General features: G+C 49.4%; 18 protein-coding genes. 3 read left to right on the top strand and 15 right to left on the bottom strand.

Translation table 11 applies throughout. From position 1 onward, the window contains the following. The first annotated feature begins 632 nt into the window (after window positions 1–632). Complete coding sequence (locus V0288_RS22485; protein ID WP_332867423.1) at window positions 633–860, top strand: hypothetical protein; 228 nt, start codon at window positions 633–635, stop codon at window positions 858–860. Window positions 861–962: 102 nt separating this feature from the next. Here the strand turns inward: V0288_RS22485 and drmC are convergent, their stop codons facing one another. The 11 genes from drmC to drmD form a co-directional block, all read right to left on the bottom strand. Next, a complete protein-coding gene (gene drmC, locus V0288_RS22490) occupies window positions 963–1,769 on the bottom strand; it encodes a DISARM system phospholipase D-like protein DrmC (protein WP_332867424.1) in 807 nt (268 codons plus the stop codon). Further along, entirely contained in the window at window positions 1,769–3,661 is a 1,893-nt protein-coding gene (locus tag V0288_RS22495) for a DUF1998 domain-containing protein (protein ID WP_332867425.1), read from the bottom strand. Before V0288_RS22495 ends, drmC begins: the two co-directional genes overlap by 1 nt. 3 nt (window positions 3,662–3,664) lie before the next feature. Next, a complete protein-coding gene (gene drmA / locus V0288_RS22500) occupies window positions 3,665–6,991 on the bottom strand; it encodes a DISARM system helicase DrmA (RefSeq protein WP_332867426.1) in 3,327 nt (1,108 codons plus the stop codon). Window positions 6,992–7,223: 232 nt separating this feature from the next. Continuing rightward, window positions 7,224–7,739, bottom strand: coding sequence for a GNAT family N-acetyltransferase (locus V0288_RS22505; protein ID WP_332867427.1), 516 nt, complete (start codon window positions 7,737–7,739; stop codon window positions 7,224–7,226). Next, window positions 7,723–8,016, bottom strand: a complete 294-nt coding sequence (locus tag V0288_RS22510) for a type II toxin-antitoxin system TacA family antitoxin (RefSeq protein WP_332867428.1) — start codon at window positions 8,014–8,016, stop codon at window positions 7,723–7,725. The genes V0288_RS22505 and V0288_RS22510 overlap by 17 nt, the downstream gene beginning before the upstream one ends. Before the next feature lie 68 nt (window positions 8,017–8,084). After that, a complete protein-coding gene (locus V0288_RS22515) occupies window positions 8,085–8,381 on the bottom strand; it encodes a hypothetical protein (RefSeq protein ID WP_332867429.1) in 297 nt (98 codons plus the stop codon). Between the two features lie 76 nt (window positions 8,382–8,457). After that, window positions 8,458–12,444 (bottom strand): Eco57I restriction-modification methylase domain-containing protein, encoded by a 3,987-nt coding sequence (locus V0288_RS22520; RefSeq protein WP_332867430.1) that lies wholly within the window; start codon window positions 12,442–12,444, stop codon window positions 8,458–8,460. 72 nt (window positions 12,445–12,516) lie between these two features. After that, window positions 12,517–12,798, bottom strand: coding sequence for a hypothetical protein (locus V0288_RS22525; protein ID WP_332867431.1), 282 nt, complete (start codon window positions 12,796–12,798; stop codon window positions 12,517–12,519). Next, a complete protein-coding gene (locus V0288_RS22530; protein ID WP_332867432.1) occupies window positions 12,788–12,952 on the bottom strand; it encodes a BrnT family toxin in 165 nt (54 codons plus the stop codon). The genes V0288_RS22525 and V0288_RS22530 overlap by 11 nt, the downstream gene beginning before the upstream one ends. 2 nt (window positions 12,953–12,954) lie before the next feature. After that, the gene (locus V0288_RS22535) at window positions 12,955–13,083 is read right to left on the bottom strand and encodes a BrnT family toxin (RefSeq protein ID WP_332867433.1); all 129 of its coding nucleotides are present in this window, start codon (window positions 13,081–13,083) and stop codon (window positions 12,955–12,957) included. 37 nt (window positions 13,084–13,120) lie between these two features. Then, window positions 13,121–16,339 (bottom strand): DISARM system SNF2-like helicase DrmD, encoded by a 3,219-nt coding sequence (gene drmD / locus V0288_RS22540; RefSeq protein WP_332867434.1) that lies wholly within the window; start codon window positions 16,337–16,339, stop codon window positions 13,121–13,123. A 380-nt stretch (window positions 16,340–16,719) separates the two neighbouring features. Here drmD and V0288_RS22545 point away from each other — a divergent pair, with 380 nt between their 5' ends. Next, window positions 16,720–18,159, top strand: coding sequence for an AAA family ATPase (locus V0288_RS22545; protein WP_332867435.1), 1,440 nt, complete (start codon window positions 16,720–16,722; stop codon window positions 18,157–18,159). A 23-nt stretch (window positions 18,160–18,182) separates the two neighbouring features. Beyond that, on the top strand, window positions 18,183–19,190 hold the full coding sequence (locus V0288_RS22550; protein ID WP_332867436.1) for a DUF4435 domain-containing protein: 1,008 nt from the start codon (window positions 18,183–18,185) through the stop codon (window positions 19,188–19,190). A gap of 340 nt (window positions 19,191–19,530) precedes the next feature. Here V0288_RS22550 and V0288_RS22555 read toward each other — a convergent pair whose 3' ends face one another. From V0288_RS22555 to V0288_RS22570, 4 genes are all read right to left on the bottom strand, one after another. Beyond that, entirely contained in the window at window positions 19,531–21,984 is a 2,454-nt protein-coding gene (locus V0288_RS22555) for a plasmid replication protein, CyRepA1 family (protein WP_332867437.1), read from the bottom strand. A gap of 31 nt (window positions 21,985–22,015) precedes the next feature. Further along, window positions 22,016–22,639: a hypothetical protein gene (locus V0288_RS22560; protein ID WP_332867438.1), complete on the bottom strand. Its 624-nt coding sequence runs from the start codon at window positions 22,637–22,639 to the stop codon at window positions 22,016–22,018. Window positions 22,640–22,830: 191 nt separating this feature from the next. Beyond that, window positions 22,831–23,175 carry a hypothetical protein gene (locus V0288_RS22565; protein WP_332867439.1) on the bottom strand — a complete coding sequence of 115 codons (345 nt, stop codon included), beginning with the start codon at window positions 23,173–23,175 and terminating at the stop codon, window positions 22,831–22,833. Between the two features lie 87 nt (window positions 23,176–23,262). Next, window positions 23,263–23,703 (bottom strand): hypothetical protein, encoded by a 441-nt coding sequence (locus tag V0288_RS22570; protein WP_332867440.1) that lies wholly within the window; start codon window positions 23,701–23,703, stop codon window positions 23,263–23,265. Between the last annotated feature and the right edge of the window lie 39 nt (window positions 23,704–23,742).

Below are 23,742 nucleotides of genomic sequence, written 5' to 3' on the forward strand. Positions count from 1 at the left end.
CGCTTTCAGGGCTTTTTCTTAATTCTAACCTCCCCATAGTGATAAAAGAGCGATAAATACAGCCTTTCTCAGATACATGAGGTACGTTCTCGCGGTTGGAATCTTTTAGCGGTAAGGGTTGGTATGTATTTCACCTTTACGAGAAAGGCTGTATCTCCGATCCTGATAATATTGCAAAAGCATTCTTGTTATTGCTATAAATCATTATTCCGCAAGGTTTTTGATATAAAATGTCCTATAAAAGCGTCATATAGTAATATGACACGGCTAACCATTACCTCTAGACGCTTAAACAAAACTTATCTGTCTCCGTAGCCAAGGATATTTGTCAGCCCAAAAATCTGAATTCTTAAGGTTTTTTGAGTTTGAGCGTTTAAACTAAAATCTTTATTTTAAAGACTTTTCGCAATTACAGCCTTTCTCGTAAAGGTGAAGTACAGACAAACCCTTGCTACTAAAGGGTTCTAGCTCCCAAAACGTACCTCATTTATCTGAGAAAGGCTGTAAATTGCCTAGTTTTATTACACTCTTAGATCGAAAAATACCCTATAAACAAATATATCACGAAAGAACAGCCGAGTGACAAATTCTTGCTATAATAAAGTTGGTCTATAGATTGAACAGTTATCACGATGAAATCGAATAAACAAGCGTCTCCTCCCCCTCATGTCAGTCGGAAAATTAATCATAAAGGGAAAGCGTGCCGTAGAGGCAAGCCGATCTATTACGATCAGGTCAAGCAACATTGCAACCTTATGCTGACTCCAAAAGCGATCGAGACTCTCGGCAAACAGGCCGAGATACTGAAGATCTCGCGAAGTGAAGTGATAGAACGCTGGTTGCGAGAACTAGAAGTATGATTGACGTTCACTCATATAAACAGAGGCACATGGTTCTCGATCTCAAGAAATAAAAAACTTTCTTTGAGGTCGAAAAAAATCACAACTATTTTCAGCCTTGATTTAACGGTTTGTTGTAAAATTTAGTCTTTGAACGATATTTCGAGAAATTAAGGTCTCAAATTGCGTCCGCAATCGATAGGCGGATATAGCGTCCTTGATAAGGACACCAACCTCGATATTGCGCTCCTGAGCGGCTTCTGTAAGATTGGCCGACGTAATAAAAAATTGTTCATCGTCGATAACAATACATTTAGCGTGAAGGCAGGCTCGAACTCCCACGCCTGTAGAAAGCGATCGAGGGTCGAAAAAGACTTCTGGTAATCTTTCCCCTGGCCAGATCTGGCGGAATGATTTTGCGAACTCTTCTATTAAGCGAGTGTCGGATCGGTACGCCTGCGATTGCCGTTGGATGTCGAGAAGTAATTTGACATCTAGACGAGGAGCGTTGTCCATCCGGTTCGCTAGAGAGCTAAAGAGAGTTCTCGCTTTATCTCCCTGTTGAAAAACGTAGCTCGACACGAGAATGTATTTCCGTGCTTGCTCGAATAATTCCCGTACCACGACACTTGTTGCCCGACTCTTCAATCCGGGTACATTCTGCCCCGTCCAAACAATATCGATACGATCGCTTTTCCCGTTAACCTTTTCTTTCTCGCTGGCTAATACTTGAAGTAGATAGATGAGATGGGTAACACTCATTCCCGATCGATAGAGCCGATCGAGTTCACCCGCTACCTCCCCTTGTAAAGTGGTGGGAACGTATAAATCTAGACTGGCAGGATGGAACGGGGGAGACAGTCGTTTCGACTCCAAGGCTGTAGCCAAGGTTAGCAGGGCGGAGCGATCGAGCGCGTTCAACGGAGACATCAGCATAACTCGTCGGGGAAGAAAGCCGCTCCCAGTTCCTCGATCATGTTGACCACGAGAGCGCGGTCGAGAAATTCATTACGACGCTCGCAGGAAGTTTCGGCGATCAGTAAACAGCCGTGACAGGCCGCCCCGTTGAGAAAGCGGGCTTCCTGACGATCGGGGGGATGATGGCGGGCGCAGACGGGATCGTTAGAACACAGCCGCCCGAATTCTAGAGCTTTCTCCAAATGAGTTTCGATCGAATTTCCCAGTTCGACGAGGCCGCCTAATGTTCCCTCGGAACCCGACGCGCCCGTGTATAGTAGGATGCCGTAGCCGATATCGTCGAAACAGTAAATTCTTTCCTTGATCGCGCTCGCCGAGTAGCCGCATTCCAAGGAAACCGAAGTGATCAGGAGGTGGGAGAGCGAATGAAGCATGATATAGGGAATACCCGGGAAATGGCATTTATCGGCGGCAATCCCCCTTTCCGCCCGCCAACGCTCGAATCCCTCGATCAGAGAACGGGAACGTTTTTTCACCTCATCCCGTCGCGCCCATTCGTCGATCGCCTCTTTTCGGAAACCGATAAAAACGCCCTCTCCCTTATTCTCGATGGCGGGAACCCATTCCGATTGAAAATCGAGTTTCGCTAGACGGACATTGATCGATAGATCGTCAAATTCACCCTCAATATTCGGTAAATAGCCCTCGAAACGGGTGAAACCGATTTGAGCGATCACCTCCCGAAGACGGTGGACTAACACCACTCGATCGAGGTACGGTTTCCAGCGAGCGTCGATCGTATCCAAAGAACGGGGGCGCGCGTCGAAGTCGGGGTCGGCTTTTTTGCCTAACTCGCCCCTCGCCGAGAGAAGAGCTTCTAACTCTACCTGCTTGATACTTTTTTCCCCTCCCGTAGGCACTCCATTTTTTCGTCGCAGGACTTCCGCCCAAACTGTTTCCGGGTCGAATTCCGCTAGATCGACAAACTTCGGTTTTTTTAATTCTTTACGGATATCGGCGATGTCTTCGGCGTATTTTAAATCCTCCTCGTAAAAACGATCGATCGCCTTCCGCAAGCGTGTGTCCGGTTCGGGAAGCGAGATCGCGCTTAAGGTTTGGCTGAAATAGGCGTTACTGGCGGAGCGGATGAGTAGACGGTTATATTCAGGTCGATCGCCAGCGATTAGGTTGCCCTGATCGTCCAGCCGATGGGAGATACAAGTCTCTTGACCCCTAGCTCCCAACCACGGACGATGACCCTGACAATAGCCTAAAACGGGAGAATTCGGTACTTTGGCGACCGATAGGGGGCGACGCTTATTACAAGCCTCGCAACGGACGAAAATTTCCTCGAAATCGTTACCCGATCCCGCTTCGTCGAGCCACAACTGACCGAGACACCGGCGGTTATCGTCGTAATGAACGAACCCGTACCAATCGATATCGCTTAAATGACCGTTGACGCAAGCTTGAACGAATCGAACCGGAACTACGGAGTAGAGTTTTCCCTCGAACTTGGTGTTCCCGCCCTGAATCGATTTCCAGCGAACGAGAGGGCGGGTGCGGTATTCCTTGCCCCTTACCACGATCGTTCGTTCCACTTGAGCGAGAAACCACGAGGGAAACACGAACACTTTGACCTCGGCGGGGTTTAACTGTAAGCCGACCGATTGACGGGGAGGAGTGTAGAGTTGTATGTCGGTAACGCCGAGAATCTGGGCGATTTTTCTCTGCAATCTTTGTTCGTAAATTGGCTGTCTCTCTCCCTTCCAATCACTCAGTCCCGAGATTAGTACGGAATAGTTGGGGAGATCGACCATCGACCCTACCCCGAAAGTAGTGATCAATTGACTCTGACGGAGTTCGCCATCGGCGGGACGTTGTTTTTTACCTTTGCCTTTCATTAATTATTCCTCCACATCTTGTCCGTCGGGATCGCGAACCCGTAATTTGACGGTGTATTCCACGTCCCGTAAACTTCGGCCGGCTTTAAATTTCTGATGATCGAAGGGCTTCTTCTCCGCGTTGGGATCGGCGGCATCGAGCAGGAGCGGAACGGCGGTATCGATTTCGGTCTGGTACTGGAGTCTCGTCTCCCGCTCGGCGATTTTCTGCCAAGTATCGAGTAAATCCAACACGTCATTGCGAACTTTTTCCCGTAACCGATCGACTCGCTCGGAGGATAGATTGCCATGCTCGATCGCCCGTCGGGTAACGATCTCCACGACTCTATCCAAGTCCGCCCGGCGCTCGACGATCCGGGAAGCGCCGATCGGCTCGGTCATTTCCGGTATCAGTAACCGGGAGAGCGCGACCGTGACCCCCGCCAGACCCCGATCGAGGGCGCGTTCAGAGAAGGGAGTGACGCTAGTAGCCTCTACCGCCCGGTAAAAATTGGTGTGCCAATCGACGAAACGCTCGTAATGGGAGCGATCGCGCGGTCGGTGAATATTGAACAGGGTTACGACTAATCCAGGTTTGTTGATCTCCCGACCGACGCGGCTAGTGGCCTGAATATATTCGGCGGCGGTTTTCGGTTGCCCTAAGACCACCATCAAGCCCAAGCGCACGATATCCAGCCCCACGGAAATCATATTGGTGGCGAGGGCGATATCGACGCGCTCTTTCTCGGAATAGGGCAGGGAAAGACGGCGTTTCGTGTTGGCGATTTTATTGGTACTAACCCGCGAGGTGAGTTCTTCCGGTTCGTCGTCGATTTTACGGTTAGCGAAATAGCCATCGATTTCGCCGTAGCGTAATCGCTCCCCGTATTTGTTGAGTCGGTTGTTTACCTCGTCCTCGACGATGCGACGGCTTCCCCCCAGTTCCCGCAGGGAGTTGAAATAACCTAGTAAGGTCATGTAGGGATCGGCAGGATTGTCGGGATTTTTTTTACCGCCCGCGAGTTCCCATTGCTTCTCGGAGGCGGCGAGTAACGCGAGATACACCCTCAGCAGGATCACTTTCAAACTGCGCCCGGTCGCCCCTACCCCGACGTAGAGACGGCCGGAGCTTTCTTCGATCGGTACGGTGCGGGCGAAAAAGGAATCGTGGCGATCGGGGCCGGGCGGCGGGAAAACATCGACTTGAGAGCGATTGAATAGGGCGCGGATCTGTTGTCCGGCGCGGCGGACGGTGGCGGTAGAGGCGATGATCTTGGGAGTGCAACAGAGCGCGCCGATCGCCGTCTCGTACAATCCCACCATCGTTCCCAACGGGCCGGAAATCAGATGTAATTCATCCTGAACGATCAGATCGGGAGGGGGTAGATAACTGTCGAGGCGACGACCCGACCCCCCACCGTCCGCGGCACTAGAAAACCCTTCCCCGTCTTTAAAATGAGTTACCCGACCGAATAATGATGCGGTTTGTCCAACCCACGGCAGGGAGGCGAATTTATCGACGGTGGCGATGATAAAGCAGGGCAAACGGCGATAGATGGATTCATCGACCGCGACGATCGGTAGGGAGCGATCGCCCTGAAAATCGCAACGACGGTTGGTGCAGAAGATTTTTAATTCTTTGGGTTTATCGTGCGGGAAAAGTTGAAAGGAGGACGGTTTAAAAGACTCCCCACACCACGGACAACGCTCTAGGGGAATGGGTCCGGGTTTACTTTTCGGGTCTTTTTGGAAAGCGACGGTACGGGAGTAGGCGGAATGCTCGTCTTTATCGCCCTTTTGCCCCATTTTATTCGGGGTCGCGTTCTGTCCCACCCATAGCCCGATCTCGAAAGGCCAAGCCCCTAAACGATCGAGATCTCGCTGACGTTCTAACTCTAGGGCGCAGATTAATCGGGAGGCGCGTTCGAGTTGATCGAGGGTGAGGAGTCGGAGCGTATAGCGCATCAGTACGCTGACCCCCGCCGAAGTAATGCCAGGGTTTTTCAGACGACGGAGGATGAGGGTAAAAGCCGCTAGTCCTAAATACGCCTCGGTTTTACCGCCACCGGTGGGAAAGAAGAGCAGATCGACGGTTTGGCGGTCGTCATGCTCGGAATCGGCGATACTGGCGAGATTGAGCAGGATAAAAGCTAACTGGAAAGGCCGCCATTTCGGTTCTTCGATACTCTCGATCGTACAGTTTTTCTCTTGACAGATCTGCTGTTTTCGTGCTAATGCGATCGCTCGATTGGCGAGACGGAAGGCGTAAAAAATATCGGGATCTTCTAGGAGGTCGATTCCCTCGGCGATGCGGGTTCGGGCGACCTCGGCCCGATCGAGTAAATTCTTGGCGATGGGAACGGATTCGCTCGGCTCGATGGGGGTCGCTCTCTGATGGATAATCCAATCTCCGTATTCGGTGACGAGGGGAGCGAGACCGTCTTGCATTTTCCCGATATCGCCCATCGCGGCGAGGGTTTCCATGCCTAACTCGACACCGGGAATCGGCGCGGGGGCGACTCTGGGAACCTCGCTCACGGGTAGCCAATCGGTGTGAACGGTTCGGCAGGTGTTTCCGATAACTTCCGCCCGCGTGGAAACGTTATGACCGACGACGAACTCGTAATCGTGGCGGTATTGTAGGGCGGCGATCGCTTCGTCGTTATCGAGGCTTTGAAAACCTCTAGGATTCACCCTCGGTACGAATCCTCCGGCGTGATGGAGGGTGAGACGGGTTTGAAAGATGAAGGCGGTATCGGTAGACTTGGGCGCGGGGCGGGAATTGACCAGAAAAACCGATAGGGAACTGGTTCCGTCGGGAAGGTGGGAAAATCGGATCGATCGCTGTTTGATGACCAGTTTCAAGCCCTCGCTTTCGGCAAGCTCGATCGTGTCGTTTTTCGGGGGAACGGTCAGGGTAATCTCGCGCGGTTTCCTCTGCCATCCTTCTAAAGGCTTCGCGTTTTCTTCGGTCGATTCTTCTTCGATCGATTCCGGGGGTTCGGGAAGGATAATCGGGTAATAATCGGCCCAGTGAACGGTGATCTGTAAATTCTCGGTATCGGCGGGGATAAAAACAGTCAAACCCATCGAGGAGGGAAAGAGGGCTTTTTTGGCGGTTGTCGCTTCGGGAGGGCTATTATCCTCGCCGCCGACACTCATTTCCTCGACTCCCTCCTCGGCGGTGTCATCACTCAAACCGCGGGGGGCGAGAAAACCGGTCAGATACCATTTGGAGGGGGCTTGGGTGAGGATTTCCTCGCGGTGGGCGGAGTCATCGTCCGGAGGGCCGACGAGATCGAGTTCTAAGGCTCGGAGTAGCTGGCTTCTAACTTGAACGGGGGTGGTCATGGGGAGGAGCGATCGAGCTTTGCTATTAGCATTCCCGGAAATTACGGTAGAGTTAGCGCGATCGGCTTTTTTTTATCGGTTGTCGGATTGATTTTTTTTCTGGGATAACGATTGGTTTTTATACATCTCACCACGTTTCATCGCTTAATCCGTCCGCTACCACTCCATCCCACGCTTCATCGACCTCGCGGGACGATTCCCGGTACGCTTCCTCTAATTCCCGTTGCCGTAATCAATCGCGATCGGGATTTACCCGGCTCTGGATAATCGTTCTCACGGGTAAGAGTAAGGATAGAGGGCTATCTTGTAAGGGAACGAAGCCGTATTTAAGATAAAATTCTCTCGATCGCTCGTCGATCGCGTCTACTCTAACCGCGAAAATAGCGATCTCTTCAGAAAGACGGATCGCTTTATTCAACGCGTGCATCAATAGAACGCGTCCTAATCCCCGCCCTCGCGAGGTTTTATCGACGGCTAACTGTCCGATGAGCATGACGGGGGCGGGATATTTCGGTAAACCTTTTTTAATCGATTCGGGGAGGTTAGCGAACTCGATACTAGAGGCGCTGACCGAATAATAACCCACTACTTTTTTACTTTCGGGTTCGGTGGCGACAAAGGTGAGCGAATAGCCTTTTTTCTGGTTTTGAGACGCGTATTTTTTCAGGTAGTCGTTTAAACGAGATTCGTTACAATCGAAGTCCGTTTTCTCGAATTCACGATCTAACGGGCTAATAATCCATTTCACCGCTCTCGTATTCCTCTCGATACTGTTGCATGGCCTTCTGTAACGCTCGATTGGGGGCGGGAGGATTGGCGAGCAGGTCGAGGAACAAGTCTCGATCGCGATCGCTTAAAATTAGTCGCTGATGGGATTCTATATCTTCTCTAGCCGCTTCCAGCCCCCGGGAGAGAAGATAGCTACTCAAACTCATCCCTTTCAAATCCGCCGCTTTTTCTAACAATTCTTTCTGTGGTTGGCTAACTCGGATGTCGATCCGTTTCTCTTTCGCGGGGACGGACATGGATGTTACCTAGACAAAGGGATACTTTACCATTCTAGGCGATCGGCGGCAAATGTACACACGTCGATTCACCCCGATCGCTCTGGATTTTCGTCCTCTCCGGTCAGTTCTTTCAAAATCCGGGTCATTTTTTCTTGGCGCTCGTCAATTTGGTCGAAACGTCGGTAAAAATCGGATTGAATCTCGTAAAAATCGGACATGGAACGGGTTAAACGACCTAGCAACTCGTAGAGTCCCCGGCGGTCTTTTTTCCATTCCTCGCGATCTTTCTGCCATTCTTGCTTCATATCGCTAATACTGACCGTTAAAGCTTGGATCGCTTTGGCGTTCGAGGCGATAAGCTGTCTGATTTCTTCATCTGACATAAACTAGACTCCTCGCTAATGAGTTCGCTTTTTTCTATCCCTGCCCGTCGATGGGGACATTTTTATTATCGCGGGTCTATTTTGTTTTTTTCCCTTTCTTACCCCCCACTTTGCCTTGCCTTACTTCCTCGTCGTGGCGAGTTTGGTTGAGTACCAGCAATCTCGCTAATACTTCATCGTGGACTTCTTCGGGCCAGCGATAGCGATAGGGTTTCTTACGTTTGCTAGAGGTTTCTTCGTCGTCTTCCTCGTAGTCGAGTAGGAACTGGCAATCGGTGGGGATGTCCGTCCATCCGTAGGCTTTCAGGACGGCGCGATCCATTTTTTCGTGTAATTCTCTTAGGCGTAGGATGGCTTTATCGGTTTCGTCGGGATCGTGGAATCGATTATAGGTTTCGGTAAGTCCTTGATTGTTTTCGATCATCAATCGCGCCCGGTATTGGTAATACTCTCGCCCGATTTCTTCTAGTTCGGTGTTGGTTTCCCAATTTTCGGGAAAGGGGAATGTTTCAAAGCAATCGGAGGGAGTGTAACGAAGATCGTCTTTCATTGATGAGCCGAGAAATCTCGCCCAGTTTTCATGGATGCGGGATTGAAGAACCATAAAATCCGAGTATTGTGTAAGCGGAAAAACAATGTGAGGTGCAGCATATATCATGTGATTTGGCAAGAAAACAAAGCTTACATATTTGCTAGTAAAAGGATGAAATAAAACCCGATCGAGCGGTGCGATCGCTTTAAATAATGCTGGTGTGTATCTTCCCCACAGCCACCATCGAGTTTTTCGTATAATCGCATCTCTATTATTACCTAGTTTCGCTCTTTCAGGCTTAACCTTCTCCTCGACAATCGCCATCAAATCGGGATACCGCCTCGCTTCCTCTTCCGTCATCTCTCCGAAATTAATCACATAGCGATGATGGGAATGAGTCGGGCTACTATTCACCTCTTCGCCGCCGATATAGGGGAAAATCCGCTCTTGATTGCGAGGATCTTTGGCGATTAAACGGTGCATTTCCTCTATAGATGTCGCGTCGGGATTGGTATCATCGAAAGTGAAACCCATTCCTAAAACGATACTCCCTTGAAAACTTTTCCCCGCGTTGGCGATAAGCGGTTTCGGATCGTCGTTTCCGCCATCGTGGAAAAGAAACGCGGTGATTTTGGGTACAGATTTCCCATCGAGAGAATTTTTTAGAGATACTCGCATTTTTTTCGCCCCGTGAACCACACTCACCACCACGGCGGCTAATCCCGGCCATTTTAGCCGTTTTCGCGCCTGATAGATGGTCGTACCGTGATTACAGATATACCGTAAACCGGTCGCGCGCGTGTCTCCCTGCGCGATGGTATTAGTGGCGATAAGTCCGAAGGTTCCCCCGTCGCGGAGAAGGGTAAAACTCCGACGGAAAAAATGGGCGACTATATCGGAATTGCCGTGAGATTCGGGATGGACTTCTTTTAACCATTCCATGTATCCCTCCGGATGGGCGTTAATCGCCGTATTTTTCCCCGCGAAAGGAGGATTGCCGACAATGCAATCGAAACCGCCGTTTTCCCTATCGAACACTTCAGGAAATTCGATTTCCCAGTTAAAGGGGATAATCGGCTTATCCCCGTCGCGGAGTCGGCGGGATATTTGTTCAACAGGATGGATTCTGTCATGGGTATCATCGTCCGCCGGGGAATGAATTCCCCGTCTCATATCGGAAGTCGGTTTAAACCGACTTGGGCTATTAGCCATGAAATTCATTTCATGGCGGGATGGGTTTGTCGCGTCTTTTTCGGCGCGGTTCATTTCCGGGCGGGATGGATTATCGCGCCATTGTCGCACCATCGTCGCGTATTCTTGTCGTTTTTCAGTTCTTTGTTTACTATTGTTACCCTCGAAAAAGGCTGAAACGATAACGTCTCCCGTCAATCGTGCCGATTCTAGCTCTCTTTCTGCCCGTTGGAGTTGTTCGGCTTTCGTTTCCGTGTCCTCGTCGGTGCGCGTGTCGAGGGATTGGATTTGGTGGCGGTACTCTTTCACCCGTTCCACTTTTTCCTTGAGAAGTTGCATGAGGGGAAGATCTTCAAGGGGATCTTTCGCAAAGGAACCGATCTCGGCGCGAGTGACTCCCACCAATGAATCACCGCATTTCAGCGCGTGATCGAGGAAAGTAAAGGGATAATCCTTCGCTAACGTTACCAACCAGAGCGAGAGTTTCGCTAGATTCACCGCGAAGGGGTTTTTATCGACCCCGTAAAGACAACGTTGGGCGATTAAACGCCTGGCTAAGAGTAACGGTTCACCTCCCTCCGATGGCGTTTCCCCGCGCCTATCCCAAGCCACGACTAACTTCTCCGCCAATTGTCGGCAGGCTTCCACCAAAAACGCGCCCGAACCCATCGCCAGATCGCAGATTTTCAGATCGAGAATCTGTTCCGCGGTGGGATTCGCTCCCAATCGTGCGAAAACGGGTTCTAACGCCTTCTCGACGATCGGTTGTGTGAGGGATCGCGGGGTGTAGTGCGAACCGCTTTTACGGCGTTCTTCGGTGGGTTGCAGATAAAGGGAACCGCGCCGTAGGATATTCGGGGTACGTCGGGAAACTTTTCGATCGAGCGCCGCCATCATTTCCGTCTCGGTTTTCGCCTCCTTGAAAGCTTTTAGCGCTTTGGCGGGAAGTTCACAATTGGCCTCGTCCTTGAGGATTTTCACCCGATCGGCCGCCTTCGCCTGTAATAATCGATCGAGATCGACAACGACGGTGGTGGAATGTTTCGATCCCTTCGGTTTACTGTTCACCCCGATCGAATTCCTAGCCGCCAGTTCCACCGTATAGCCCATGATCGCCTCGTATACAGAACCGATCTGCTCCACGTCCAAAGAACGATAGGAGAGTCTTTCCCCGTCCAGAATCAACAGTTTATCGAGTAGACGGTATACCACCCCGTCGGGAACGCGGGGGATATCGCCGTTGTTCTCTAGAAACGGGTACTCCGACGGATCGAATAACTGCCCGTGACGCGCCGGTAAATATTCGGGAGTCGCGCCGCCACCATCGTGAACGAGGCGAAAAAGACTCAATAACCACGCCCATGCCCCGTAACGTCGATCCATCGTGTCCGGGTAAAGACTGGCATCCTCGCGCAGTCGATCGTACAGTCCCCCGACGGAATAATTACATTGATACACCTCGTCATCGGGCATCAATCCCTCGTCCTCCGCGTAGAGGAGAAAGACCAAGCGCATTAGGGTGGTAATTAATCCCCCGTAAATGTGTTGAGGATTGTTTCGGGCGAGATCCTGTAATAATTTCCCGTTTACATCGGAATCCGCCTTCTGAAAACCCCGGAGAAGTTCCCAGAGCGCGTCTAATACCTGTTCCGCGAGTTTGGTGGAGACTTCCGCTTGATAGGCGCGGCTGTCTTCGAGGAGTTTCGGCAAACGGCGATCGCTCGGTAGGGTGAACAGTCGATCGCTCCCCAAAAGCATATCCAGCGCCGCTAAAATCGGTCTTCCCGCCACTTCCGTCATCGCTTTGATCGGAAACGTCAAATAGCCCGACGATTCGCCTCTAGGCGCGTAAACGAGGCGAATATCGCTCCCGTTCGTCAGGAGTCCGATCGGGTTTCCCGTCTCTCTCAGCAAGCGCTCGAATTTCGCTTGAGCGGTGGCTTTCCACGCGGTAGAAGTTCGATCGATCCCGTCGAGGGGCTGATCGGTTTTGAGGATTTGAATCAGTAATAACCAGCCCTGTCCGTTCCGTACCGCGTGGGTGGGTGCTAACACTTCCCCGTATTCCGTCAGACTCACCGATAATTCATCGGGAGGATCGAGCAGATCGTCCGCGTCCCAATCCAACAGTTCGCGAAAAAAGTAGGGAAAGTCCGCGATCCAGGTGATTTCTTCTTCTACGATCACCAGATCCCGCAATTTCTGCTGTAACTCGACCACGCGTTCTCGATCGGCGATCACCCCGGCTTTGGAGAGGGCGATCGGCGATACTACCAATCCCACCGGTTGCAGGAGTCCTAACCATTGCTTGTGTCTATAGATTTCGGGATCGATCGACATGGGAGATTACCGAGAGACGCTAATCTCAGTATTCCCTCGGATGGATGACAAATAACTCGATATAAGCTTTTTTTATCTGGAAACCTCGTTTAACGCGTTGTTAATCACCTCGTCACTTACCCCCTGTCGCTTTAAACTGTCGATCAACGAAGCGATCGGGTCGTTTTCTAGACGTTCTAGATCGGCTCTCAATCCCTGTCCGATATAAGCGCGCATCAGGGGTTGATAACCGGAAAATCCCAAGAGGGGAGCGATTCGCTTTAAATCCTCGATCACGTCCTCGGGAACGCGTAACGTCACCGATTGCATGGGGCGATCTCTTCGCAAACGTTTTTGTAAAGTTTCAATTTTCATACATTTCTCGTTCCTGACGGGTAGCGATTCTAGCGGAAATAATCCGGATCATTTCATTTTCTCGTTCCAGATAAACCACGAAGAGAAGATTCGATCGCTTGTCCATGCCGATAATCGCGTCCCTCGCCTCGTCGTTACGGCTGGCATCCACCACGATTAGAAACGGGTCGAAAAAAGTGAACGCCGCTCGTCGAAGGTGACTCCCGAATGTTTTCGCGGGTTTTGTCTCGCTTTTTCCTCGTTCCAGATGAATGTGATGCCGTTGAGAATGAACCGGCTATCCATATCCTATCGATAACGTATGTACATTATCAATACAATCTTAATTCGAGACCGGCCAGAGATAAACGATTCCCACCGGTTCAACCCGACAGGCCCTGACTTGATACATCTGTTCGATCCGTTCCGGCTCGCTTTCGATTTCCCCCGCTAACTTTTCTAGACGGGTTTGCCAGTGACGGCGATCGGCCTCTAACTGGCGTAATTCATCGGTCGAGAATAGGGAGAGTTGTTTAACTTTCGTTTCCTCCTCCTGCCGGACGATCCGTTTCCTCTGCTCGATCAGTAACTGTTTCATCTCTTCCGCTTCTTTTTTGCCCCGTTTGGCGAGGTCGCGGGTAGCCCGATCGAGTAATGTTTCGGCACGACTTTGGAGATGGGGAATCAATTCCTCCACGTCTCGCTTAACGTAATCTCGGAACCGTTCCTTGATCTGATCGCTCACCTGCCGTAAGGACGGACTAGCGAGAGATTCTTCCAATTCCGCGAGAACGTCGCCTTTTTCCCCTTCCCCTAACGGACGGAGTTTCGATCGACCCCGCGCCGAAGGATCGAGCCATTGGGCGGCCACGGCCACGATCTCGTCGTGGAGTCGCGAGGCTCGATCGCCGTACAGCGATAAACGCCCGAGAACGATGACTTTCGGGATCGGGTCTCGGGTTAGACAGACACAGGCTTTATTGAGTTCGTGATAGAGAAATCCCTGGGAGAGAAAGCGACTTAATAACCGTTGGACGAGACGGTGTTCTAGATGTAAATGGACCACTTTACCGTCTAAAGAGTTGGGATCGGCGAAAACGAGCGGGCGGATCGGGGCTTCTTTCCGCCAGTCCCAGAGTTTTTGATTACCCGGACGGGGAGCGCGCAGGGTGTCCAGGGTTGCGGCCCAGGTCGGATCGACTCCGAAGCGTTCGTTTAGGTCGGGCAGTTCCCACGATAGAGAATCGAGATCGACTTCAGAAGCCGACGCGTGCAGGGGTCGCAGGGGTCGCGCGCCGAGAATTTCTAGAGAGGCCGAGAGCGCGTCGCGGAAATGACGGCTATCGAGTTTCAGCCATTGCCGCGATTTTTTTAACATCTCCTCTAGTTCCATTTGGGATTGAACTAATTTCTGAATCTCGGGGCGGATCATTTCTAATTCCTCCCGGATCACCTTTCCCGACTCGATCGGGTCATGATTCTCGATGTTCGCGATCCGATCGGCTAATTGTCGTTCTTCCGTGGCCCGAATACCTCGATCGAGCAATTTCGAGAGGTTTTTCTCGATCACGGGGGAGAGATTGCCCAACTCTCGCTGTATCGTCTCGGTTTTGCGAACTAGCACTTCTAGCACCCGATCCTCGGGACGTTGGGGCAGGATGAAGTAGTAACAGCGTACCGTGTTTTCCCGTTGCAGTTTGCGATCGATCCGCCCGTTGCGCTGTTCCATACGGCTCGGATTCCACGGGATGTCGAAGTGAAAGAGATCGGCGCAGTGATTTTGAAGGTTGACCCCTTCTCTAGCGGCATCGGTGGCGATGAGAATCCGCAGGGGATGTTCTTTCGGATCGCTATTAAAAGCGGCTTTGATCGCCTCGCGCCGTTCGTCCCCGATGCCCCCGTGAAAGGTAGCGATCCGTCGTCCGGCCCGATCGGAACCGGCGAGCGCGGCTTCTAACTGTCGTTCCAGATAGCCTTTCGTGTCGGTATACTCGGTAAAGATCAGTACCCGTCGATCGAGCCATTCCGCTCCAGGTTCGCCGAGATTCGGGCAGAGATTGGCTTTAATCCAATCTAGCAATAATTCGATTCGCCCGTCGGGACGATAGCGGGCGGCATTGGCGATCGCTTCCATTTTCGAGAGTAATTCTAATTCCCGTCGGGTGATCCCGATGTTCGTGGCGCGGGTGGCGACGGTCATCTGGGTATCCTCTTCCCACGCCACCTCGTTTTCGGGCAGTTCCGAGCGTTCGTCGTCGGCATCGGGGGATTCTTGGAGTAGCGAAAGATTCTGTAACTTGAGTTCGGTCTGTTTTTCCGCCTGTTTTTCGATCGCCGCGCGGTGGACTTTCAGGGTGCGGGCGAACGCCTCGATCGAGGAGAGTAACCGTTTCTGTAGGGAGGTTATCACGAGCGTGGCGGTGTTTTGAACCGATTTACTGCTATCCTTTAACCTTTCCTCGCGACAGGCGCGGTATTCTCCCAATAAGCGGGCGAGTTCCAATTCGGGCGCGTCTTCCGGCAATCCCGTGACGGCGAGAGGAATCACCTGACGTTCGGGAAAATCTCGATCGCCGATCGCTCGAAGATCCTGCTTGAGACGGCGTACCATTACCGCGTCGAGGAGTTTCTGACTTTTGACGGGAACCCCGCGACAGAAGCGTTGGGGGTCGAGCATTTCCAGTAAAGCGGCGAAACTGTTGGAATGCCCGTTATGGGGCGTGGCGGAGAGAAATAACTTATGCTCGAAACGGGGGGCGATCTCGCGAACGCTCTTGGTCAGCCGAGAGTCGATCGCGTAGCGGGAACCGCTGGCCGGGGCGGCGTTATGCGCTTCATCGAGAATTAACATCGCTCCCGTGGAGAATTCCCCCAACCAGTCCCGCAGGGGCGCGGCGTAGGTTTCGTCGCGGAGTAACGCGTGGGAGATGATAAAACGACACCCGGTTGTCCACGGATTAACCCCGTAGCCTCTTTCCACGCGGACGCGGGCGACGAAATCCCGATCGATCACTTGAAAGATCAGGCCGAAACGGTTTTCCATTTCCTCCCGCCATTGATTGACCACCGACGGGGGACAGGCGATGACCACGCGATTGACTTTCTGGCGTAACAGCATTTCCCGTAAGATCAGACCCGCCTCGATCGTTTTACCGAGTCCCACGTCATCGGCGATGAACAGTGCGACCCTCGGTTGTTGTAAGGCTTTGCGAAGGGGTTCGAGTTGATAGGCTTTCACTTGAATCCCGGCGCGGTAGGGAGCTTGGAATAGTTTAGGGTCGGTAGCGGTGACACGATTCCAGCACAGGGTATGGAAATAGGCCGAAAAATAGCGGGGGTCGTCGAATCCCCGGCCGCTCACGCTGTCCCACGAGCTTTCGCCCAGCACCTTAGCGTCGATTTCCCTTTCCCAAAAGACTTCTAGGGGCTGTCCCCGCGCGTCATCTTCGAGACAGGATAATCTCACCCTCGTATCCCCGCCGTTTCGGGAGGGGGAAATCACTTCCTCGATCAAGTATTGACGGGAACGTACCCGAATAATCTGTCCGCTGGCAAGGTTCATACTGGACGCTCGCTATGTATCTCGCTACCGTCCCTAGTTTTCCCATTTTTCTCGATCGGCTATCAGGCTTAGGCGTGCATCTCGTCGGATATCGCCCCGATGTTTTTCTGTGAGGTCATTGGGGGAATGGTCGATGTGATCCGAAGGGTGATCGTTTGATAAGCTTCAAGTTAGTGGATGATACGAAGTAGAAGGTGAAGACGTTATATCGGTAAACTAAAATCCAGATTCCCGATCGTGGATTATATTTTACTGATCTAAAATAAGATTCCTAACTGTTAGTTCTTATTAGGCATTCGGTCTAGTTTAAGAAAAAAGTTGAAAAAAGTTTCATGTTAGACTATAATCTGAGTTGGAGACTGTCATAGGAGATCAAAGCTGTGTCTCGATTTATTAAGCGTTTAGAAGCGATCGGAATACATGGAAGATTTGACATCAATCTTGATTTTCAAGATGGAATTAATATTATTCATGGAAGTAATGGCACAGGAAAAACCACTTTATTACATATTCTTGCCAATGCAGTTAATGAAGATTTTAGACGTTTTGGTCATTTAAAATTTCAAAAATTAACTATCACCTTAGATGATGATACAAAAATATTAGTAGAACAGCAGGATTCTCCCAACGAGCCTCTAGAAACAGTAACAAAAATTTTTATTAATCAAAGAGAAGTAGAATCTTATTCATTAAGAAAATTGCTACAGCAAGAAAAGCAAGAAGAAAATAGCGAAATTTCACTCAACGCACGTTCTCATTTATTTAAAATTAAAAAAAAGCCAGATATTGATTTAAAAGTAACTTATTTTCCTGCTTTTAGAACAATGATTGAGGCATGGGCTACATTAGATGAAAGTGAAATTAGACATTTTGCTCGAAGATCACCTAATTTTAGAAAAATTCTAAGAAGTTCCGCAAGATCAACGGAATTAGCCCGTATTCTATTTGGAAAATTCGTCCCTGAACTTGAGTATCCTTCACCGATAGAAATAGAAGAACATATCAATTCGGAATTAACAGAAGCTCAACTAAAAATTGCAAGTTTTGATAGAAATTTGCTATCACAAGCTTTTATTCAATTTCTCAATTTGCTAAAGCCATCATCGGATATAGACGATAACACAAAAGAGCCAGAAGAAATCATTACAGAAATCACAGAACTTTCAGAAAATCTACAAAATTCACCTTTTCAATTTAACCATGATAAATCAGATGATGTCTATGGAAAATTAATAGAAGAGTTGACATCCTTTCAATCAGATCCAAAATACAAAACTCTAGCTAGTAGAGTTTTATCATCAGTTTATAAAAATTCTCTTCAACAACGGTTAGATGAACAAACAAAGGCTTATTCTAAAATTGAAACCTATCTCGAATCAGTCAATCAATTTTTAGAAAGAAAGCAATTAAAAATAGGTTCTACAAGCTCACCTCGAAGCAGAAGCAGATTAGGTGTTAAAATAGGTAATGAAGAAACTATTCATAGTCTGCAAATTCTATCATCTGGAGAAAGACAAGTAGTAGGTTTAATTTATGCCGCCAGTCACATGACAGGTGGGAGGGTTGTTTTAATTGATGAACCTGAAATTTCACTTCATATCGATTGGCAACGTAAATTATTACCAGAAATGGTTAAACAACTTGGTGAAAAACAACTAATTATTTGTACTCATTCTTCTGTCATTGCATCTAAATATCGAGGTAGAATGATCAAGCTTGAACTACAACCGACAGCAAACGCTAATATAAACAGTGATACCATTGAAAATGAAGATCAAATCTATATACTAGATGATGATCTGGAAAGCATTCCCCTTTAAAAACTTAGATAAGTATCGACTTTATGAACGGATTACAGCTAACTCCTGAAGAATACGTTACTGAAATAATTATGTCAGAGGATAGATTTTTATTATTAGAAGGATCTGATGACCAAGATTTTTTTACTCTCATTTGTAATTATTTAAAAAAAAATGGGGCTCAAATTTCAGCAGAAAAATTAGATTCATTAAAAAGTATTGTTATTGACACTGCGGAGCGAATACAAGGAGAAATAGGAAATAGAGATAAGATAGAAAAAATATGCGAGTTAGTTTCTCAAGAATCATCAAACGTTAACCGTAGAGTTGTAGGCTTTGTTGATCGAGAATTTAGAGGATTTGAATATGATAATTATCTAAAAGATCATATTAAAACTCATAAAATCAATAATAGATTAATTTGGAGTAGAGGTCATTCGATTGAAAACTATTTTTTTGAAATATCAACATTGAAAGAGGCATTCAACGATTATTTAGTTAGTAGTTTCTATCAAGAAGCATTTGAAATTTTTGAATCTAAATTTAATCATACTCTCAGAATAGCTTGTGCTTTAAGTTTAGCAGGTTTGTCAGCAAATTTACTTAAGCTTATTGATCGGTCACTAGATTGGCAATGTATAGATATCACCTCTACATCTATTGAAATTAACTTAGAGAAATGGAGTGATATACTGATGAGTAGAAAGTTTAACCTTGATCAACTTCGGATTCGCAACCTATTTAATCAATTTGAAACCTATTTGAATAGGACTGATCAATGTGATATTGAAACCTTAAGATGGTTATCTCATGGACATATAGGATTTAATTTTATGTTTGTTGTTTATACTAAATGTCTTTTTATAGCGACTTCATCAGATCAACGGAAAAATCCTAGTGACGAAGCTAAGAAAGTCAATAAAAATAAAGATACACGCTTTCCTACAGTAGCCAATGCTTGGATTAGAAGTAAATCTGTAGAGTTTCAAGGTAATGACACTCATGATTTTCCGCTCAGGTGTTTTTGGATATTAGTCAATGAACGCTATTAAAAGTGAAGAATAAACCAAGGCTAAAACCCCTACAGCCTTGCTCAGTAAATCGAGGTGCGCTTGTAGGAAAACAACCCTTTATCCGCAAGGAACTATATGTACTTCATCATTGAGAGAAAGGCTGTAACGCTGTTTTATCACTCTAGGGTCTGGGGAGATAGAAACCTAGTGGAAAGATCCAGTCTAACAGGGAAGTGATTAACCTTATGAGCGTAAACAATAGACGACAGAGCAAGCGAAGGATACGTGGTGAAGATGGAGTATAGTTGACGTATCGGTAATTCTTCGATTCACAGGATCTCCACTCCAACAAATTGATCTGGTCAGGATTACAATCTCTTTATAGGGGGGGGGTGAAAACAGTATCAAAATATACATTCTTTCGTTCTTCCGTTTCCCTTACCAACCATCGCTCGAATATTTTTAGACGGCCGTCACGATTAACATCGCATCCTCGATAAACACGCCGGGGTTTGCCGTCGATCGTCTCCCAGCGATCGAACATCAGTTCCAGCCCGAACAGTTGTTGGAGTACCCGCTGGTAGAACCCGATCGGCGTGTCGAGGGGTGATAGAGTCACCCCAATGGTCGTTTTCAGCCCGCCCGCGGTCACGGAATTATTCAGTCGATCGAACTCCTCCTGTAGCCCGTAACTGGTGAACTCCGCCGTGGGGTCGAGAAAGCGTTCGATGCCGAGGAATTTCAAGACCGCGATCGTCGCGCCGATTTGAGAGCGGTTGACATCGTTCGGGAAGACCGTCCCGTCGCCGCTCTCTTGAAGTTTGGCGAGGGCTTTCCGCTCCCGCTCCGCGAGGAAAGCGTTACCGAGCGTTAGGTAATAATGGAGCCTCAGCTTCGGATACCAGCCGTCATCGTCTTTCTTGACCGTCTCCGGGGTAATTTCCTCCGTATCGTAACGGCGGACTAGATCGCCCTTGCGCTCGGCCAGTAATTCCGCCTCGGTTTTGCCCCGTTGCTCTTTCAGGCGCTCGTAGGTGAAGGGATCGGGATTGGGGGTGTCGGCCACGTTCTGGAGGTATTCCGAGTACAGTTCCTCCTTCGAGGAGCGGATCTCCTTTTGGGTCTCGTCGTCCGTGCCGTCACCCTCGACAATCCGGTAGCCCGCATCGCGTAGCTTCTTCTCCAGACACTCGGTAAAGTTCGCCGCTTGATAGTTAAAAAGACAGGCGCGTTTCGCCCAAGTCCAGAGAGAGGGGGTCTGGCGATCGTCGTCCTCCTCCAAGAAGTGAATCCCGTCGAACTCGTCGATACCGGCTTTCTGTAGTTGTTGGATATGAGCGGTACAGAGGCTTCGGGTTCCTTTTAACAGGGATTTGACCTCCAAAGAACCGTTGGCGGCGCGCCGGTGGCTCCAGCCCTTGCACCAGAGATGACGGGGGACGTGGGAGCGGTCGCGCTCTAGGGACTGGTTAACCGCCTCGACCGTTTGGACACAGTGGGAGATCGCGAAAATCTCGTCGAAATGCCCGTTGGTAATGCTGACCCCCGTTTCTAGGGTGGGGGAACAGAGTACGAGGTCGTAATCGCGGGTCAACTCGTTCAGGCGGGCCATGCACCCGTAGGCGGGATGATTCTTATCGGCCAAGCTCTCGGAGTCAACGCGGAGAATTTTCAGGGTCGGGAATTTCTTGCGGAAGTGATGCTCTAGGTTGCGAGTGCCGTTATTGGATCTCGCTTTCTGTCCGTCGGTAAACAGGAGCAATTTTTTCCCTTTTTCGAGAAAGACCGCCGCCCGCTTCAGCAGTCCGGAGGGATTGTTGCCGCGATACCAGAAAAGAACTCGCTTCCCCGCGGTGACGGGGTTATAGGTGTTCTCGACGATCCAGGACTCCACCAGCCAGCCGATCAGGGACCGGATGTAATTGACGGAGATTTGACTGAGGTCGGCATCGGCGAGATAGATCCGCCCGCCACCCGCCGCCACTTTCTGTAAGAGAGCCTTGAGGGTTTTGAGGATGCGGACTCGATGCTTCTGACAGGTCTCGCCGTCGAGGGTATGCCAGAGAACCTGTTCTACCTCGTCGATAATCACGGTCGCGCCGTCCCACGTATCGCTCTCGCCGTGGAAGGGCGGGTTCGCTCGGTCGTGCAGGGAATCGATACAGAGGGTATAGCCCAACTGGCTTCCCTCGGCGGCTTTTTTGAGTTCGGTACGGTAGCGGAGGCCGAAGCGATCGGCGAGACCGATGGCTAGTTGCTCGCGGTGGACGATGACGATCACCCTCTCGCCTCGGTCGAGTAGGGGTTGTATCTGACGGGCGAGACATTCGGTTTTGCCCGTCCCCTGATAGCCTTTGAGGCCGACGATCGTGGCTTTTTCCGGGGGCTGGAGTTCGTCGGGAAAGTAACGTTCGTGGATGGTCAGATCGGCGTGGAGGGCGAGGGATTGAAAAAGGAGATATTTAGCGAGGGGCTGACGGTTCTCGTGGACGGCCTCGTAATACTCGCTCCCTCTCGCGACGATCAGATCATCGACCCCTTTCTCCTCGCCCTCCCAGGTGATGACATGAACTTTGCACCCCTTGTTCTGGAGGAGCTTGCCCGTCTTAGCGATCGCTTTCCGGACGCTCTCGCGTGTTTTCGGTTTCGGGTCACGATCGAAACAGATGTTAATCTCCCGTCCCTCGGTGGCGAAGGGAAGGAGTTGGGGGATGAGACGGGGTAGCGCGACGGAATTGCCCAGTCCGTCTTTAGGCTGTCGGAAACCGTTATAGATGCCGGGGAGGCCGATCGTGGCGTGACCGTTACTCAAGAGACAGGCGGCTTTTTTCACTCCCTCGGTGAAAGTAATAGGAACGCCTGGATTATCGATAATCCACTCCCAAAATTGGAAGTGAGGGTTCTCCTTGCCGAAAACGAAGCTCGGCCCCTGGCAGAGCTTCGTTTTCGGGGAGGGGAAGACGACAGGAGGGATAAATCCCCGTCCCCTCGGCGATCTTCTGCCAGAGGGTATCGGGAACTTTGAGAAGAAACGCCTCCGTGTTTTTTTTCGGAGGGTGTTCGTATTTGATCGTCTTGGTGCAGGGCGTAGAATCGCCGAAGCCGCGATTTTCCTCCGTGATCACGCGGGGACGGTTCGGCTTGAAGCATCCCCAGAGGCTTTCAGTTCCAGTCAGGGGGTCGATCGTGCCGCAATACCAGCCACCGTCTTCTAAATGTCTGTATCGCTTGAGAAAGCCATCGGTGAGGCGGCCGTCGTTTCGTCTGGGTATAGTTTTACTGTTGCCCTCCCGCCCGGGATCATCATATAGCAGGTACTCAAAGGGAGTATGACCCTTTAGAGAGATGAGGTTGAGCGCGATCAGTTGTGGATCGATGCCGCTATTTAACCATTCTTGGTAGTGACAGGAAGAGATAGTCGCTTTTAGAGAAGCTAACTCAAGATTATTGGCCTCTTCCAAGTTCTTGTGAAAAATATTGTTACTCATGGGGTTCACCTCGATGGCAAACCTCTCTAGAGCCAAAAATTATCCGACCGTTAAGCCGAAGTCTATGCTAGGCTGTAAGTGTATATTTTGTGATTGCAGGCATTGGGTTTTCCTGCGAGTCAGAGAAGCTACCAACTTCTCGCGTGGATGATCGACTTACAGCTTAAAGGTCAGATAATCCTAAAAAGCTCTCAGAGAGATCCAGCCGCTTTTTTTTGTGTTGTTTTTTTGGTCGCCTGGTTCGAGGCTGTTTTGTGAGAGACAGCCCGATTATTGTTGCCTCTACTACGGTTACTCGGTAAAGTAGCCAAGAAGTTTTCTATCGCTCGTTGATGACTGAGCGGATCGTGATGGTTGACGAGCCAATCGCGGATCAGTTGGACATTAAACAGATTCATGCGTTTTGAATACCGAGTAAAGTGAATACCTTCTATCCATTGCCCCGTTCTCATGAGTTCTTTGATTTTCGATTGGGATATGCTGATTGTGTTGGTTAGCTCCTTGCGTTTGATAAAAGTATAGTTCGGTTCGGTCATGATCGGATTAGCTCAAATTGGGTTGGTTTCTTCAGAATACATCCGGAAAATGTTCTTTTTAAAAAGAACATTTTAAGCCTGAAACCCTTAGCCAGAGAGGATTTGGTAAATATACTCATATTTCTTTTCTATAACCATATAGCTATTTAGTTCTGGAATGAAGACAATAACCATTTTTTCTGGTGAGTTCGTAAATTCATCGATAAAGCCATTGAAATAGGATTCGAGACCCCGATTGCGGTTTAAAGGGCCAATTTCGTATTTACCAGATCCCCTGCCCGGCATCTGATAAAGTTCCTTTCCGCTTTCACTATCGATAGTCGCTAATTGGTAACTGGGGTCTTCGCGAAAATCTTTTGACCATTGCCGGCGTATTTTTTTAAATGGTTTTACTATCTTCTTGTCAAGAGACTTTCCTAGATCTGTTGGCTCTTGTTCTTTTTTTAAAAGCAATAAAAAAAACTTGCTTGTGTGTGGATATATCGAAGCGTCAAATGGACTTTCATAATCACTTACAGCCTTTTTCATTTAGATGAGGTACAATAACAACAGTGAGCGAACCAATTA

It is taken from the genome of Pannus brasiliensis CCIBt3594 (assembly GCF_036688125.1).
Taxonomy (GTDB): Bacteria; Cyanobacteriota; Cyanobacteriia; order Cyanobacteriales; family Microcystaceae; genus Pannus; species Pannus brasiliensis.

Excerpts from the sequence above, each read along its gene's own strand:
- V0288_RS22510 (WP_332867428.1), bottom strand. The coding sequence starts at position 8,016 with ATGTCCGTCCCCGCGAAAGAGAAACGGATCGACATCCGAGTTAGCCAA.
- drmA (WP_332867426.1), bottom strand. The coding sequence starts at position 6,991 with ATGACCACCCCCGTTCAAGTTAGAAGCCAGCTACTCCGAGCCTTAGAA.
- V0288_RS22485 (WP_332867423.1), top strand. The coding sequence starts at position 633 with ATGAAATCGAATAAACAAGCGTCTCCTCCCCCTCATGTCAGTCGGAAA.
- V0288_RS22560 (WP_332867438.1), bottom strand. The coding sequence starts at position 22,639 with ATGAGTAACAATATTTTTCACAAGAACTTGGAAGAGGCCAATAATCTT.
- V0288_RS22535 (WP_332867433.1), bottom strand. The coding sequence starts at position 13,083 with ATGGATAGCCGGTTCATTCTCAACGGCATCACATTCATCTGGAACGAG.
- V0288_RS22565 (WP_332867439.1), bottom strand. The coding sequence starts at position 23,175 with ATGACCGAACCGAACTATACTTTTATCAAACGCAAGGAGCTAACCAAC.
- V0288_RS22495 (WP_332867425.1), bottom strand. The coding sequence starts at position 3,661 with ATGAAAGGCAAAGGTAAAAAACAACGTCCCGCCGATGGCGAACTCCGT.
- V0288_RS22520 (WP_332867430.1), bottom strand. The coding sequence starts at position 12,444 with ATGTCGATCGATCCCGAAATCTATAGACACAAGCAATGGTTAGGACTC.
- drmC (WP_332867424.1), bottom strand. The coding sequence starts at position 1,769 with ATGTCTCCGTTGAACGCGCTCGATCGCTCCGCCCTGCTAACCTTGGCT.
- V0288_RS22550 (WP_332867436.1), top strand. The coding sequence starts at position 18,183 with ATGAACGGATTACAGCTAACTCCTGAAGAATACGTTACTGAAATAATT.
- drmD (WP_332867434.1), bottom strand. The coding sequence starts at position 16,339 with ATGAACCTTGCCAGCGGACAGATTATTCGGGTACGTTCCCGTCAATAC.
- V0288_RS22525 (WP_332867431.1), bottom strand. The coding sequence starts at position 12,798 with ATGAAAATTGAAACTTTACAAAAACGTTTGCGAAGAGATCGCCCCATG.
- V0288_RS22570 (WP_332867440.1), bottom strand. The coding sequence starts at position 23,703 with ATGAAAAAGGCTGTAAGTGATTATGAAAGTCCATTTGACGCTTCGATA.
- V0288_RS22515 (WP_332867429.1), bottom strand. The coding sequence starts at position 8,381 with ATGTCAGATGAAGAAATCAGACAGCTTATCGCCTCGAACGCCAAAGCG.